Below are 14538 nucleotides of genomic sequence, written 5' to 3'. Positions count from 1 at the left end.
GTCGAAACCTACAACCAGCCGCGCCGGGACGCCTGGAGCGCGGCCTGGAACCGGGTCTCCACGCCCAGGTGCGCCATCAGGAGGGTGATCCGGCGGGTCACGGTGCGTTCGGTGACCCCGAGCGCGCGGGCCACCGCCCGGTCCTTCATGCCGGCGGCGAGCATGGCGAGCATCGCCCGGTCGCGGGGCCCGGGGCCCTCGTCGCGCTCCCGGCCGGCGAGCGGGGTGGCCCGTTCCCAGAGCAGGTCAAAACACATGATCAGGGTACTGAGCAGCGGGGACGGGTGCACCAGGATCCGGGTGTGGGTGTCGGTCGCGCCCAGGGTGAGCGGGATCAGGGCGACCCGGCGGTCCACGATGGTCATCTTCAGCTCGACGTCGGGCAGGGCGCGGGCGTCCTCCCCCGCCGCGATGCAGTCGAGGACGTCGCGCATCTTCTCGGGCTCGTGCAGGACCGGCGCGTGGTAGATCGCGCGGTAGGACACCCCGCGGCGCATCACCTGGCGCTGCTCCTCGTTGTCCTGGGGCTGGCCGAGCAGGTACGGCGGGCAGTCCACGATCGCCACCTCCCGTTCGGCGCCGAGCTGGAGCCGGGCGATCTGGTGCAGCACCGCCTGGTCGCCCTCGATCACCTCGACGAGCCCGCCCGGGTCGCCGGCGGGGGCCAGCGCCATCTGCCGGGTGAGGTCGCGGGCGGCGGCCCGGAGCCGTTCGAGGCCCTCCTGGCGGCGGAACGCGAGGGCGTCGATGGCCAGGTCGGGCGGCGCGGGCACGTACCGGGCGAGGTCGCCGGCCAGCCGGGTGACGAGGCCGTGCTCGGTGAGGGTCTCCAGGGTGCGGGCGACCCGGGACTCGGAGAGGTCCAGCGCGGCCGCGAGTTCGGGCACGCTGCCGCGCGGGGCGGAGAGAAGTCGCAGGTAGACGGCGCTGTCGACCTCGCCGAGGCCGACCGGTCCGAGTAGGGGCTCCATGACCCATCGACGCTACTCCATCGAGCGGCCGGTTTCCGACGTTGTCCGGGATCGGAAGACGCGGGGACGGCGGACCGGGCCTACGGTGCGAATCACCGCGTCCGGTACGCGGCTCCCCTCACCACCCCTTGGAGGCACCTGGTGAACAGATCCCTGGCCGCTGGCGGAGCGGCCCTCCTGCTGGCCGGTCTGGCCGTCGGCACGGCCGCGATGGCGCAGGCCGCGCCCGACATCCCCAGCCGCGCCGACGCCGTCGCCCGGGCCGACTCGGCGCTCGCCGGACACCGGTCGGCGGCGCTGGCGTCGACGGCGGACGCGTTCAGCGTGTACCGCACCATCGTGGACCCCACCGGCGCGTCGCACGTCCGCTACACCCGCACCCACCAGGGCCTGCGGGTGTACGGCGGCGACCTCGTCGTGCACAACGGCCCCGGCGGCGGCTTCGCCGGGGTGTCCAACGCCCTCGCCGCGCCCCTGACCCTGTCCACCACCCCGGCGGTGCCGGCGGCGAGCGCCGAGCGGGCGGCGGCGGCCGGCTTCCGGGGCCGGGTCACCACGGTCGGGGCGTCGGAACTGATCGTGGACGCCAGCGGGGAACGGGCCCGGTTGGCCTGGGAGACCGTGGTCCGGGGCTGGGCGCCCGACGGCCAGACCCCGAGCGTGTCGCACGTGCTCACCGACGCCGCGACCGGCGCGCGGATCGGGGCGTTCGACGAGATCGAGCACGCCGCGGGCACCGGCAAGGGCGTCTACGTGGGCACGGTCAGCGTGGACACCACCGGGTCCGGCAGCTCGTACCAGTTGAAGGATCCGGTGCGGGGCAACGGGTACACGTGCGACATGGCGCGGGGCACGGGCAGCTGTTCGACGTACACCGACGCGGACAACGCGTGGGGCGACGGCAACCCGGCCACCAGCCAGTCCGCGGCCGTGGACGCGCACTACGGCGCGGCGGTCACCTACGACTACTTCAAGAGCGTGCACGGCCGCAACGGGATCTTCGGCGACGGGCGGGGCGTGCCGAGCCGGGTGCACTACGGCAACGCGTACAAGAACGCGTTCTGGGACGGCTCGCAGATGACGTACGGCGACGGGGCCGGCAACACCCACCCCTTCACCGAGCTGGACATCTCCGGGCACGAGATGGCGCACGGCGTCACCGAGAACGTGGTGTCCGGCGGCCTGACCTACTCCGGGGAGTCCGGCGGCCTGAACGAGGCCACCTCCGACATCTTCGGCACCATGGTCGAGTTCTACGCCGCCAACTCCTCCGACACCCCGGACTACCTGATCGGGGAGAAGATCGACTACTTCGGCAACGGGCGGCCGCTGCGGTACATGGACGACCCGTCGAAGGACGGCAACTCCGACAAGTGCTGGTCGACGGGTACGGGCGGCAAGGACGTGCACTACTCGTCCGGCGTCGCGAACCACTTCTTCTACCTGCTCGCGGTCGGTTCGGGCTCCTCGCAGTGGGGCAACAGCCCGACGTGCGACAGTTCGACGCTGACGGGGATCGGCAACGCGAAGGCGGAGAAGATCTGGTTCCGGGCGCTCGACGTGTACTTCACGTCCACCACCAAGTACGTCGCCTCCGGGACCAACGACGCGCGCAACTACACCCTGACCGCGGCGAAGGACCTGTACGGGAACTGCTCGGCGGAGTACCAGGCCGTGCAGAAGGCGTGGAAGGCGGTGAACGTGGCCGGCGAGGACACGACGTGCACCAACACGCCGGGCCCGACGAGCAGCCCCACCGTGGGGCCGACGAGCAGCCCGACCGCGACGCCGACCAGCACGCCGTCGTGCCTGCCGGTGACCAACGCGACCGATGTGCAGATCCCCGACGCGGGGGCGGCCGTCGACAGCACCGTGACCGTCACGGGCTGTGTGCGCAACGCCTCCGCCAGCACGAAGGTGGAGGTGCACGTGAAGCACACCTGGCGGGGGGATCTGAACATCGATCTGGTCGCCCCGGACGGCACCGTCTACTCGCTGAAGAAGGCCGAGCTCACCGACTCGGCGGCGAATGTGGACACCACGTACACCGTGGACGCTTCGGCGGAGGCGGCCGGTGGGGGGTGGAAGCTCCGGGCGCAGGACGCGTTCGGCTACGACACCGGGTACATCGACACCTGGACGTTGACCGTCTGACGGAATCCGTGGTGGGTGGGTCGGGCCCGCCCACCACGGCTTCTCGGGTCACGCGATGTGGTCTACGCCCAGTGCGAAGCCTCGGGCGTCCAGGGCTCGGAAGAGTGGGCCGATCAGGAGGGCGAAGGCCTCGGGGGCGCGGGCCGTGGTGATGTCGCCGAGGTCGATGATGCGGTCGGGGTGCCAGCCCAGGTCGGCGAGCAGGGTGGTGGTGGTGGACTTGGCGGTCGGGTCGTCGCCGGATAGGAACACCGTGCCGGGGGTGGCGAGGGTGTCGGGGGCCGCCATGACGGAGTACACCATCGTGTTGAGGGTCTTCACGACGTGTGTCGTGGGGAGGGCGTGCTGGAGTTCCTCGGCGAGGCTGCCGTCGGGGTAGCACAGGGTCGCGGGCATGCCGTCGGGGCCGCGTTCGGTGGCGTTGGCGACATCGATCAAGACCTTTCCATCCAGGTACTGGGTGAGGCCGCGCAGCACGTCCACCGATACCTGTCCGGGTAGGGCGTTCACGATGACCTCGGCGGCTTCGGTGGCCCCGGCGTGGGTGGTCGCCGCGACGGCCGTGTCCGCCCAGACGGCCGCCTCGCGGGTCGGGTCGAGGGTGCCGATCGTGACGGTGTGGCCGGCGGCGGCGAGTCCGGTGGCGAGGACGCGGCCGACCCGGCCGGAACCGAGGATGGCGATGCTGGTCATGGAGTACTCCTTGGTGGGTGTCTGGTCGTGCGGGGTGAGGAGCGGCCCGTGGCGGTTCGCGAGGTGGTTGCGGCCGTAGCGGGTCGGAGGAGGCTCGCTAGGCCGACATGGACAGCGACCGGTCCGCGGCGGTGGGCACGGTCGACAGGAGCGAGATGAAGCTCTCGTGCAGGCCGGGGGCGGTGGCCAGGAAGCTGTCCGAGCGGTCGGTCCAGGGGCGGCCCACGGTGTCGGTGACGGTGCCGCCGGCCTCGCGGACCAACAGGGCGCCGGTGAGCAGGTCGCGGGTCCGGCCGTAGAGCCAGAAGGCGTCGATGCGGCCGGCCGCGACATCGGCGACCTGCACGGACGTGGGGCCGAGGTTGCGGACCACGAGCACGTGCGGGGCGACGGCGGCCAAGGACAGCCCCGCGCGCCGGGTGGACTCCGGGTCCCCGGCCAGGTCGTTGCCCAGGGAGGTGGCCGACAGTGCCGCGCCGGGGTCCGTCTTGGCCGAGGGGGCGCCGTCGACGGTCGCGCCGTGACCTGCCACGGCGGTGTAGGTCCGGCCGAGTGGGGGCGCGTGCACCACGGCGAGTACCGGGACGCCGTCGCGGACCAGGGCGACGCTGATGCTCCAGTACGGCAGGCCGTGGGTGTAGTGCACCACGCCGTCGACCGGGTCGACCACCCAGAACTCCCCCGCCGGCAGCGGGGCGGTGCCGAACTCGTCCTCCGCCCACCCGGCCTCCGGGCGCAGCCGGGTCAGTACGCGGCGCAGGTGCTCCTCGACCGGGGCGTCGAGGGCGGCGAATCCGGCGATGATCCCGTCGCGGGTGGCCGGGGAGCGCAGGTCGGGGCTGAAGTTGCCGGTCAGGTGGGCGGCGGCGGTGGTGACGGCGTCGGCGACGTGCGGCAGCAGTGCCACCAGGTCGGCGTTTGTTCTCGTGTGCATTCGGTGTCTCCCCTGTCGGCGGTGATGCTGGGACAGGTGTAGCAGCCAGGTGCGCGGCTAGAGTCCTGGTGAGGGTCGAATTGAGCGGAGTCGGCCAAGAATCGCGATGGATTGGCTGGATGGCGACATGGAGTTGGACGAGCTGGACCGGCGGATCGTGTGCGCGTTGCAGGTCGACGGGCGGGCGTCGACCGCCCTGATCGGCGAGGTGCTGGGGGTGTCCGCGCGGACCGTCGTGCGCCGGCTGGCCCGGCTGGAGGGGGCCGGCGTGCTGCGGGTGGTCCGGGTGCCGGAGGTCAGCGCCTATCCGGACGGGGCGCTCGTGCTGCGGGTCCGGGTGCTGCGGGGGCGGACCGACGTGCTCGCCGACGCGCTGGCCCGGCGCGACGACGTGCCGTTCGTGGACGTCGCCCTGGGCGGGGAGGAGATCGTCGCGCTCGCGGTGACCGGCCCGGACGCCCGCGACCGCCTGCTGTACGAGCAGCTCCCCGCCACCTCCGCCGTCACGGCCACCACCGCCCAGGCCGTACTGCACGTGTTCGCCGACGCGTCGCACTGGCGGGCCGGCTGGCTGACGGCCGCCGAGATCCGCGCGTTGGAACCCCGGCCGTCGAGCGGGCCACCGGCGGGCTCAGCCCCACCGCCGCCGCCCGGAGCCGTCGGATCCGGTCAGGGCGGGGCTTTCGAGGCGGAGCCGCCCGGGCCACCCGGCGCGCTCGACCGGGCACTGCTGGAGCGGCTCTCGGTGAACGCCCGGGTCGGGGCGGCCGAGTTGGCGGCGGCGGTCGGCGCGCCCGAGTCGACGGTCCGGCGGCACCTGCACCGGTTGGGGGCGGCCGGCCGGATCCGGACGCACGCGACGATCGACGCCCGGCTGCTGGGGATGACCGTGGACGCGACGCTGTGGATGACCGTGCCGCCGGACCGGTTGGACGAGGTCGGTACGGCGCTGGCGGGGCATCCGCACGTGCACGGGGTGCTGGCGACGACCGGGGTGACGAACCTGCTCGCGACGGTGTTCACCCCGGACCTGCCGGCGCTGTACGCGTTCGTGACCCGGGTGCTCGGGCCGCTCGGGGTGCCGGCCGCGGAGACCACGGTGGTGGGCCGGGCGGTGAAGCGCGCGGGCGTCCGCCAGTCCGCCCCCGGCTGAGCCGACCCGGGCCGACCCGGTGGTCGGCGCGGGCCCCGGAGGTGGGCCCGCGCCGACCCGTCACCAGGTGCTGTTGACCAGGCCGGTGCCCAGGTAGACCTGGTCGAAGGCGTTGCCGTCCTGGTCGTCGGTGAACGCCACCGTGACCTCGCCCCACGGGGACACGCCGAGCGCCGGTTCGTCCTGGCGGCCCGTGGTCACCGCGTTGACCCGCAGGGTCGGGAGCCGGCCGGTGACCGTGCCGTCGGGGTTGAAGCCGCGCGCCCACACGTCCGAGCCGTCCACCCAGGACACCACGAGGGCGAGCTGGTCGTCGATCCCGACCCGGGGCGTGGACTGCGGGCCGACCACTGTGCCGTCGTCGGTGACCGTGCGGTCGGTGGTGGTGCGGGCCGCGCCGGCGGCGGTGAAGGAGCGGGTGGCGGCGCGGGCCGTACCCGTGTGGTCGGTCTCCCAGGCGACCGCGAAGTCGCCGTTGAAGTTCGCGGCCACGGTGGCGGCGCGTTGCTGGCCGCCGCCGTTCGCGTTGGCCGCCGTCTGGGCGAGTTTGACGCCGCCCGCCGGGGTCAGGATCTTCAGGCCGACCTGGTAGAAGCCGTTGCCGTCGGTGTCCTCGTCCCAGACCACGATCGCGTTGCCGGCCGCGCCGAGGGCCACGTCGGGCCTGTGGTGCTGGCCGCCGGTCGTGTTGACCTGCGCCTCGTAGGTCTTGGCGGCGAGGGCGGAGAAGCCCGCCGCGCGGACCGTGGCCTGCGCCCCGGTCTGCACGTCCTCCCAGACCACGGCGAAGCCGGTGCCGTCGGGGTCGGCGGCCACGGCCGGTTCGAACTGCTGGCCGGCCGAGCTGGCGTTGGCCCTGCCGGTGCCGCTGACCGTGCCGGCGGTGGACACGGAGCGGACCGCGATGTTGTAGAAGCCGTTGCCGTCCGGGTCCTCCGACCACACGACGACCGCGGTGCCGTCCTCGTGCAGGGCGACGTCGGGCTGCCAGTGCCGCCAGTTCCCGGTGCCGCCGGTGGAGATCTTCTTCTCGTACAGGGAGACCTCGTCCTTGTACAGCCGGAGGAAGACGTCCGAGTGCACCGGGTCGGTCGGGTTCGCCGTGTCGCGGTCGTCCTCCCAGACGACGGCCGTGTACCCGTTGCGGGTCGCCGACACCGCCGCGTTGTCCTGGTCACCCGTCGCCACGCTGTTGGCCGTGGACCAGGTGATGTCGGCGGGCGTGGTGCCCGTGGCGGAGGCCGGGGCGCCGACCAGGAGCAGGGCGGCCGTCACCGCCAGCGGGACGACGACGGCGCGCAGGGCCCGGCGGCGCGCACGGGCCGGCGGAAGGGCGGTCACGGGTTCACCAGTCCCGGGTTGCCGGCCTCGATGGCGTAGCTCTGGATGGTGCGCACCGGGTAGTCGCGGACGGTCACCTTGTCCACGACCCGGAAGTCGGCGAGCATCCGGGTGGAGTCGACGTGCACGCGGCAGTACCCCCGGAGGTTCTTGAAGAACTTGACGTGCGGGTTGAGGCTCGACAGGCCGGTGTCGGCGGCGTTGCCGTCGCCGGAGGAGGTGACCGAGGTGGTGACGAGTTCGGTGCCGACGATCCGGTTCTGCGAGGCGTAGTCGGCCATCAGGTTGCTGGCCCAGGAGCGGTGCACGTCGCCGGTCAGCACCACCGCGCTCCGCACGCCGCGCGCGTCCCAGCCCTGCTGGATCCGGTCGCGGTTGGCCACGTAGCCGTCCCAGGCGTCCATCGAGGTCGCCCCGGCGGCGTCGGCGAGCTTCTGGGCGAAGAACACCTGCTGGCCGAGGATGTCCCAGGTGCCGAGCCGCTGGCCGAGGCCGTCGAGCAGCCAGCTCTCCTGCGCGTTCCCGGTCAGGCTCCGGTTGGGCAGCTTCGCGTCCGCGCACACCTTCGTGCCGTCGCCGCAGGCCTGGTCGTCGCGGTACTGCCGGGTGTCCAGCAGGTGGAACGTCGCCAGGCTCCCCCAGCGCAGCCGCCGGTAGAGCTGCATGTTCTCGTTCACGGGTACCGAGGAGGCGCGCAGCGGCATGTGCTCGTAGTACGCCTTGTAGGCCGCCGCGCGGCGCGCCCGGAACCACGCGACGTCCCCGGCCGGGGAGTTGTCGGCCCGCACCAGGTTGGCGTAGTTGTTCTCCACCTCGTGGTCGTCCCAGATCACCAGCCACGGCGCGGCGGCGTGCGCGGCCTGCAGGTCCGGGTCCGTCTTGTACTGCGCGTGCCGCACCCGGTAGTGCGCCAGCGACGTGATCTCACTCGTCGGGGCGTGCCTGCGGACGGCCGTGGTGGAGGCGGTGCCCTCGTACAGGTAGTCGCCCAGGTGCAGGACGACGTCCGGGCGCTCCTCGGCCATCCGCCGGTACGCGGTGAAGTAGCCCGACTCGTAGTGCGAGCAGGACGCGAACAGCATCGTGAACGGGGTGAGCGCGCCCGGGGCCGGGGCGGTGCGGGTCCGGCCGACCGGGGACAGGTAGCCGGCGGCGCGGAACCGGTAGTAGTACTCCGCGCCGGGCTGCAGACCGGACACCTCCACGTGCACGGTGTGCGCGGACGCGTACGCGGCGGTGGCGGTGCCGGTCCGGACGAGCTGGGTGAAGTACTGGTCGGTGGCCACCTGCCACTCGACGGACACGGCGGCGGTGGACATGCCGCCCTGGCCGTCGGCGTTCAGGGGCGACGGGGCGAGCCGGGTCCACAGCACCACGCCGTCGGGGAGCGGGTCGCCCGACGCGACGCCGAGCGTGAACGGGTAGCCGAGGGCCGCGCCGGCGGCGGTCGAGGTCAGGAGGGTGGCGCCGGCACCGGCGAGTCCACCGAGGATGAACGTTCGTCTATGCAGTGGGGGCATGGGAGTGTTCTACCGGCCGCGGTGGGGCCATTGCCAGGGTTGACGCCCAATGTTCCCCTACGCTTGGTGCGCCGGTCGACCACGGACCGCGCCGGGCCGCCGGAAGCCGGGGCCGGGCGGACCGCGCCGGGCGGGGTGCCGGGCCGGGCCGGATGGTGTGGCTCCGAGATGTGGCCGCTTGACGGCAGGGTGGACAATCAGCGGACCGACTGTCCGAGGAGTACCCGTGAAGGCTCGTCTCGCCCTGTTGACCCTGCTGCTCGCCGGTGGCGGCGTCCTGTCGGCCTGCTCCTCGGAGTCGGGCGGCACGATCGTGGAGAAGGAGTACGAGGCGGCGGGCGTCTCGCACGGCACCAAGTGCTCCCGGGTCAACGGCAAGAAGAAGTGCACGTCCACCACGAAGCGCAAGTCCGCGTGCTACGAGATCGACTTCCAGCGCAAGGACGGCTCCGAGGGCGAGGCGTGCGTCACCAAGGAGGAGTACGACCGGCTGAATGTCGGCGACACGTACAAGCCCTGACGGTTAGTGTGGTCGGCTATGAGCGGGATCATGACGCGGTGGGTGGTGCTCCACGAGCACACCTTCACCGACGGGGACGCGGCCGGCACGGGGATCGACGACGCGACGGTGGAGCGGTGGATCGCCGAGGTCCGCGACGCCTACCTGGCCCAGTGCGCGGTCCTCGGCCGGTTGGCCGCCGGGCCCGGCCTGGAGTGGGAGTTCCGGCCCGGGCCGGTGCCGCCCGGCGCGATGCTCGGCCGGCCGGAGGGCGTGGCCGTGTCGGCGAGCGTCAAGGAGTTCCGGCCGAGCTCGTTCACGTTGTCCGTGCGGCTCCGGCCGTGGGGCGGGGACGTGGAGACGCCGCTGAACGCGACCTGCGTGGTGCGGGTGCGCGAGACGGCGACCGGCGCGGCGCGCGAGCTGGGCGACGAGATCCGTGACGAGCTGATCGGGCTCGAGCAGGGCGCCCGGCACGCGAACTGACGACCCACCACCGTGCCCGGCGCGCTGCCGGGATTCAGCGCCCCGCCGCCACATGCTCCAGGATCCGGTCGATGACCAGTTCCTTCCGGTCCAGCTGCAACGCGTGTCCCGCCCCGGCGACCACCTCGACCCGTACCCCGGGCGCGACCTCGGCCAGCCGGGCGGCGACCGCGGCGGACCGGTGCAGGGCGCTGCGCTCCCCCAGCAGCACCGTCGTCGGGGCCCGCAGCCCGCGCAGTTCCTCGTCGGTGAACACCGGCGGCAGCGGCATGGCGCGGCGGAACCCGGCGGACGGCAGGGCCAGGCTCATCAGCCCCGACTCCAGGACGGTGCTGTTGTTCACCAGCCGGGCGAGGGCCGGCCGCAGCGGGCGGGGGGCGAGCCCGGCGAGGCCGCCCGCGATGATCCAGCCGTAGAAGCGCGGGCCGATCGGGCCGAGGCCGCCCGGTTCGACGAGGGTCAGGCCGGCGACCCGGGCCGGGGCGTGCAGGGCGAGCTGGGCCGCCGTCCAGCCGCCGTAGGAGCAGCCGACGAGGTGCGCGGCGGGGACGTCCAGGCCGGCGAGGGTCTCGTCGAGCCACCGGGCGAGGTCGCGGCCGTCAGCGAACGGGGCGGTCTGGACGCTCGCGCCGGGTTCGCCGACCGGGTCGACGGCGAGCACGGGGTGGTGGGCGGCGAGGGCGGCCACGTAGCCGTACCAGGACAGGGCGTTGCCGGCCGCGCCGGGGAGCAGCACGATCGGGGTGCCCTCGGCCGGGCCGCCCCGGTAGACCCGGGTGGTGCCGAACGCGGTGGGCACGTCGACCGCGTGCCTCGGCAGCGGCCACAGGGTCCCGAAGACCCGGTCGTAGGCGGTGAGGAACCTGGTTCGGGCGGCGTCGTTCCTGAACTGTCCGATTCTCATGATACAGTTGTACCACGAATGGGAAGGTGGGCGCGATGCCCCGGGTGGACCACGAGGAACGGCGGACCCAGATCGCCGACGCGCTGCTGAGGATCGCCGACAGCCAGGGTCTGCAGGCGGCGAGCATGCGGGTCGTCGCGGCCGAGGCGGGGGTCTCCCTGCGCCTGGTGCAGTACTACTTCCACACCAAGGAAGAGCTGCTCATGGACGGCCTGGCCCGGCTCGGAGCCCAGTTGCAGGCCCGGATGCTGGCATGGATCGCGGCGGCCGGCTCCCCGCCGACCCCGCGCGCCACGGTCACGGCGGTCCTGGGCAGCATCCTGCCGACCGACCCGGAGAGCCGGCGGATCACCCGCACCTGGTCGGCGTACTACACGCTGGTGCTCAGCGAGCCGGCCCTCGCGGAGCGGCACGGCACGGCGCACGCGGACCTGCTGGAGTCGTTCCTGGCGAAGCAGATCGCGACCGCGCGGGAGGCGGGGGACGTGGCCGCCGGGCGGGATCCGGCGGTGACGGCCGCGGGGCTGCTGGCGATGACCAACGGGCTCGGGTCGAGCGTGCTCGGCGGGCAGCGCACGGGCGACGCGGCCCTGGCGATCCTGCACCACCACCTGACGGAGCTGTTCACCCCCTAGAACCCTTCGACGGGTACGGGGGCCCGCGGCCCCGGAGCCCGGCGCGCGTCGCCTGGCGGCGTCCCCGGACGGAGTCGCCGCCCGGGGACGCGGCGCACGGGCCCCGGGCGGCGGACCCCGTACCCGTCTGGGAGGGCTTGATCTAGAGGTTGGGGCGGTAGGGCGGGGCCACTCCCCAGCCCCAGTGCGGCATCGGCGCGTGCAGCGGTGGGCGCGCGCCCGGCTGGGAGTTGGCGAGCGCCAGCCGGGTGCCCCACTCGAGGTAGCTGACGAACGCCGCGCGGAACTCCGGGTCGGCCGGCAGCCCGACCTCGTCGGCGGCGTCGAGGAGCAGGTTGACCCACCGGCGGCGCTGCGGCTCGGCGATGCCCTTGCCGAGGTGCTGGCTGACCATGTGGTGGTAGCCGCCGCGCTCGGTCGAGTACCGCTTCGGGCCGCCGAACACCTCCGCGAGCCACAGCGCGACGTGCGCGGGGTGTCCCGGGTCCATCCCGGCGAACAGCGGTCCGACCACGTCGTCGGCGAGCACCTTCGCGTAGAACACGGAGGTGAGTCTGTCGAAGGCCTCGGCGCCGCCGGCCCAGTCGTAGAGGCTGGGGACGGCCGCGCCCGCGCCGGCGACCGGGGTCCGCCGGTAGTGCCGCATCTCCTCGATGGAGGCGACGTAGGGGCGGATCTCGGCGAGGAACGGCGGGAAGTGCGGGCCGCCCCGGAAGCCCTCCAGGTGGGCCTTCTCCGAGGTCCAGGTGATCCGCAGGAGGTAGGCGCCCGGGTCCTCCGCGCATTCGGCGAGTTCGAAGTCGAGGCACTCGGGGGCGGCGGCGAGCGGGACGGCGGCGCGGGAGTAGGCGGCCTCGAAGGACTCGCGGTCGGGCTCGGCGATCCGGTACCGGATATATTCGATGATCATGGCGCTCCGTCTGTACACAGCGGCATTCAAGTAACCCTGTAACTATGTAACACACGGAGCCGACCCCGGCCAGCCAGATCATGATCTTGGCACATCCGGCCCACCGATCGCCCGGGCGCGATGGATCCACACCATCCACAAGGGATTATCTGAAGAATTCCGCAGAAGTATTGACTTTCGAATTCCCTACCTAGAAGGTAGGAGACATGTCCGCACACGTGAAGTTCGCGCCGGTGACCTGTTGTCACGCCGAGCTGCTGTGCGCCGGTAGCCCCTCCTGTTAGGGCGGCCCTCCGCAACACACCCCTGAGTTCCGGCCGTTCCCGGCCGGTGTAGCCGTGCGTCCCCCTGACGCCCGGCCATCCCCCGCTGTCCTGGGACAGCACCCCTCTCGAAGGAGCACGATGAAACGCACCCTCACCGTGGGAGTCGCGGTCGCCGCGTTCGCCCTCGCGTTCGGCGGGGCCCACCCGGCCGCCGCCGCCCCCTCCGGGCCGGAGGCCGCCCTGGCCGCCGCGCTCGGCCTGGACGCCCAGGAGAAGCTGGTCGTCCGGGACGCGTTCACGGCCGCCGACGGCAGCCGGTACGACCGGTACGACCGCACCTGGGCCGGCCTGCCGGTCCTCGGCGGCGACCTCGTCGTCCACCGGGGCGCCGACGGCGCGCTCCGGGGCGTGGACGGCAACACCGCACGGGTCCGGCTGTCGGGCACCCGTTCGGCCGTCGCCGCCCCCGCCGGCGCGCGCCAGGTCGTGTGGGCCGGTACCGGTGCACCCGTGCTGGCCTGGGAGGCTGTGACCACCGGCGTACGCGCCGACGGTACGCCCAGCCGGGTGCACCGGGTCACCGACGCCACCACCGGCGCGGCCCTGACCAGCTGGGACGACATCCGCACGCTGACCGCCGACGGCGTCGTGCCGGCGCGCGGCCAGGCCGGCGGGAGGTCCGGGGCCGCGGTCGCCGGTACCGGGAAGAGCTTCTACAGCGGCACCGTGGCGCTGGAGACGACCCAGTCGGGGGCCACGTACCAGCTGAAGGACCCGACCCGGGGCAACCAGCAGGTCAACAACCTCAACCGGGCCACCTCCGGCGCGGGCACCCTGCTCACCGACGCGGACAACGCGTGGGGCGACGGCACCAACGCCGACCCGGGGACCGCCGGCGTGGACGCGGCGTACGGCGCGGCGCAGACCTGGGACTACTACAAGAACGTGCACGGCCGCAACGGCATCAAGAACAACGGGGTGGGCGCGCTGTCGCGGGTGCACTACGGCAACAACTACGTCAACGCCTTCTGGGACAACGCGGCGTTCCAGATCACCTACGGCGACGGGTCGGGCAACACCCACCCGCTGACCTCCCTGGACGTGGCCGGACACGAGTTCTCGCACGGCGTGACCAGCGCGACGGCCAACCTGAACTACGCGCAGGAGTCCGGCGGGCTCAACGAGGCCACCAGCGACATCTTCGGCACGGCGGTGGAGTTCAACTCGGCCAACGCCAGCGACGTCGGCGACTACCTGATCGGCGAGAAGATCGACATCTTCGGCAACGGCAAGCCGCTGCGCTACCAGGACAAGCCCTCCAAGGACGGCCAGTCCCCCGACTACTGGGACGCCAACCTGAAGAACCTCGACGTGCACTACTCCTCGGGCGTGGCCAACCACTTCTTCTACCTGCTGGCCGAGGGCTCCGGCCCGAAGGTCATCAACGGGGTGTCCTACGACAGCCCCACGTTCGACAACCAGCCGGTCACCGGGATCGGCCGCGCCAAGGCCGAGAAGATCTGGTTCGCCGCGCTGACCACCAAGTTCACCTCCACGACCGACTACGCCGCCGCCCGGGTGGGCACCCTGGCCGCGACGTCGACCCTGTACGGCGCGACCAGCCCCGAGTACGCCGCGGTGGCCCGGGCCTGGACGGCCGTGAACGTGCAGGGCGCGACCCCGCCCGGCAAGTACTTCGAGAACCTGACCAACGTGAACGTCCCCGACAAGGGCGCGGCGGTGTTCTCGAACCTCGCGGTGACCGGGGTCGCCGGCAACGCGCCGTCCGCGCTCAAGGTGGGCGTGGACATCAAGCACACGTACCGGGGTGACCTGGTGATCGACCTGGTCGCGCCGGACGGCTCGACGTACCGGCTGAAGGACTCCTCCGGGAGCGACTCGGCGGACAACGTGGTGGCCACCTACACGGTCAACGCGTCCTCCGAGGTCGCGAACGGGACCTGGAAGCTCAAGGTGCAGGACGTGTACGCCGCCGACACGGGGTACATCGACGCCTGGAACCTGACCTTCTAGTCCGACCGGGCCGGACGCACCCGGCCCGTGGCCCCACA

At 72.8% G+C, this 14538-nt stretch carries 13 protein-coding genes; 6 read left to right on the top strand and 7 right to left on the bottom strand.

Annotated features, from left to right (window positions below):
* Window positions 1-8: 8 nt before the first annotated feature.
* Complete coding sequence (locus tag PT931_RS31850; protein ID WP_456249421.1) at window positions 9-971, bottom strand: helix-turn-helix domain-containing protein; 963 nt, start codon at window positions 969-971, stop codon at window positions 9-11.
* A gap of 141 nt (window positions 972-1112) precedes the next feature.
* Between PT931_RS31850 and PT931_RS31845 the strand changes: the two genes are divergently transcribed.
* Window positions 1113-3125: a M4 family metallopeptidase gene (locus PT931_RS31845; protein ID WP_456249420.1), complete on the top strand. Its 2013-nt coding sequence runs from the start codon at window positions 1113-1115 to the stop codon at window positions 3123-3125.
* 48 nt (window positions 3126-3173) lie between these two features.
* Here PT931_RS31845 and PT931_RS31840 read toward each other — a convergent pair whose 3' ends face one another.
* Both PT931_RS31840 and PT931_RS31835 read right to left on the bottom strand, forming a co-directional pair.
* Window positions 3174-3818, bottom strand: coding sequence for an NADPH-dependent F420 reductase (locus PT931_RS31840; protein ID WP_456249419.1), 645 nt, complete (start codon window positions 3816-3818; stop codon window positions 3174-3176).
* Window positions 3819-3915: 97 nt separating this feature from the next.
* Window positions 3916-4752, bottom strand: a complete 837-nt coding sequence (locus PT931_RS31835; protein ID WP_456249418.1) for an inositol monophosphatase family protein — start codon at window positions 4750-4752, stop codon at window positions 3916-3918.
* A 106-nt stretch (window positions 4753-4858) separates the two neighbouring features.
* Between PT931_RS31835 and PT931_RS31830 the strand changes: the two genes are divergently transcribed.
* The gene (locus tag PT931_RS31830) at window positions 4859-5905 is read left to right on the top strand and encodes an Lrp/AsnC family transcriptional regulator (protein ID WP_456249417.1); all 1047 of its coding nucleotides are present in this window, start codon (window positions 4859-4861) and stop codon (window positions 5903-5905) included.
* A gap of 60 nt (window positions 5906-5965) precedes the next feature.
* On the opposite strand, the gene PT931_RS31825 is transcribed toward PT931_RS31830, so the two are convergent.
* Window positions 5966-7246 carry a hypothetical protein gene (locus tag PT931_RS31825; protein WP_456249416.1) on the bottom strand — a complete coding sequence of 427 codons (1281 nt, stop codon included), beginning with the start codon at window positions 7244-7246 and terminating at the stop codon, window positions 5966-5968.
* Window positions 7243-8766: an alkaline phosphatase D family protein gene (locus PT931_RS31820; RefSeq protein WP_456249415.1), complete on the bottom strand. Its 1524-nt coding sequence runs from the start codon at window positions 8764-8766 to the stop codon at window positions 7243-7245. The genes PT931_RS31825 and PT931_RS31820 overlap by 4 nt, the downstream gene beginning before the upstream one ends.
* A 226-nt stretch (window positions 8767-8992) precedes the next feature.
* Between PT931_RS31820 and PT931_RS31815 the strand changes: the two genes are divergently transcribed.
* Window positions 8993-9286, top strand: coding sequence for a hypothetical protein (locus tag PT931_RS31815; RefSeq protein ID WP_456249414.1), 294 nt, complete (start codon window positions 8993-8995; stop codon window positions 9284-9286).
* 30 nt (window positions 9287-9316) lie between these two features.
* Window positions 9317-9751 (top strand): hypothetical protein, encoded by a 435-nt coding sequence (locus PT931_RS31810; RefSeq protein WP_456249413.1) that lies wholly within the window; start codon window positions 9317-9319, stop codon window positions 9749-9751.
* Between the two features lie 34 nt (window positions 9752-9785).
* Here PT931_RS31810 and PT931_RS31805 read toward each other — a convergent pair whose 3' ends face one another.
* Window positions 9786-10655: an alpha/beta fold hydrolase gene (locus PT931_RS31805; protein ID WP_456249412.1), complete on the bottom strand. Its 870-nt coding sequence runs from the start codon at window positions 10653-10655 to the stop codon at window positions 9786-9788.
* A gap of 35 nt (window positions 10656-10690) precedes the next feature.
* On the opposite strand from PT931_RS31805, the gene PT931_RS31800 reads away from it, so the two are divergent.
* On the top strand, window positions 10691-11290 hold the full coding sequence (locus tag PT931_RS31800; protein ID WP_456249411.1) for a TetR/AcrR family transcriptional regulator: 600 nt from the start codon (window positions 10691-10693) through the stop codon (window positions 11288-11290).
* 142 nt (window positions 11291-11432) lie between these two features.
* Here PT931_RS31800 and PT931_RS31795 read toward each other — a convergent pair whose 3' ends face one another.
* Window positions 11433-12200 carry a globin domain-containing protein gene (locus tag PT931_RS31795; RefSeq protein WP_456249410.1) on the bottom strand — a complete coding sequence of 256 codons (768 nt, stop codon included), beginning with the start codon at window positions 12198-12200 and terminating at the stop codon, window positions 11433-11435.
* A 404-nt stretch (window positions 12201-12604) separates the two neighbouring features.
* Between PT931_RS31795 and PT931_RS31790 the strand changes: the two genes are divergently transcribed.
* Window positions 12605-14500, top strand: coding sequence for a M4 family metallopeptidase (locus PT931_RS31790; protein ID WP_456249409.1), 1896 nt, complete (start codon window positions 12605-12607; stop codon window positions 14498-14500).
* The last annotated feature ends 38 nt before the right edge of the window (window positions 14501-14538 follow it).

This window comes from Longispora urticae (assembly GCF_053902585.1).
This window is presented reverse-complemented; position numbering and strand designations above follow the sequence as displayed.

Excerpts from the sequence above, each read along its gene's own strand:
- PT931_RS31805 (WP_456249412.1), bottom strand. The coding sequence starts at position 10,655 with ATGAGAATCGGACAGTTCAGGAACGACGCCGCCCGAACCAGGTTCCTC.
- PT931_RS31810 (WP_456249413.1), top strand. The coding sequence starts at position 9,317 with ATGACGCGGTGGGTGGTGCTCCACGAGCACACCTTCACCGACGGGGAC.
- PT931_RS31795 (WP_456249410.1), bottom strand. The coding sequence starts at position 12,200 with ATGATCATCGAATATATCCGGTACCGGATCGCCGAGCCCGACCGCGAG.
- PT931_RS31840 (WP_456249419.1), bottom strand. The coding sequence starts at position 3,818 with ATGACCAGCATCGCCATCCTCGGTTCCGGCCGGGTCGGCCGCGTCCTC.
- PT931_RS31850 (WP_456249421.1), bottom strand. The coding sequence starts at position 971 with ATGGAGCCCCTACTCGGACCGGTCGGCCTCGGCGAGGTCGACAGCGCC.
- PT931_RS31790 (WP_456249409.1), top strand. The coding sequence starts at position 12,605 with ATGAAACGCACCCTCACCGTGGGAGTCGCGGTCGCCGCGTTCGCCCTC.
- PT931_RS31830 (WP_456249417.1), top strand. The coding sequence starts at position 4,859 with ATGGATTGGCTGGATGGCGACATGGAGTTGGACGAGCTGGACCGGCGG.
- PT931_RS31800 (WP_456249411.1), top strand. The coding sequence starts at position 10,691 with ATGCCCCGGGTGGACCACGAGGAACGGCGGACCCAGATCGCCGACGCG.
- PT931_RS31835 (WP_456249418.1), bottom strand. The coding sequence starts at position 4,752 with ATGCACACGAGAACAAACGCCGACCTGGTGGCACTGCTGCCGCACGTC.
- PT931_RS31820 (WP_456249415.1), bottom strand. The coding sequence starts at position 8,766 with ATGCCCCCACTGCATAGACGAACGTTCATCCTCGGTGGACTCGCCGGT.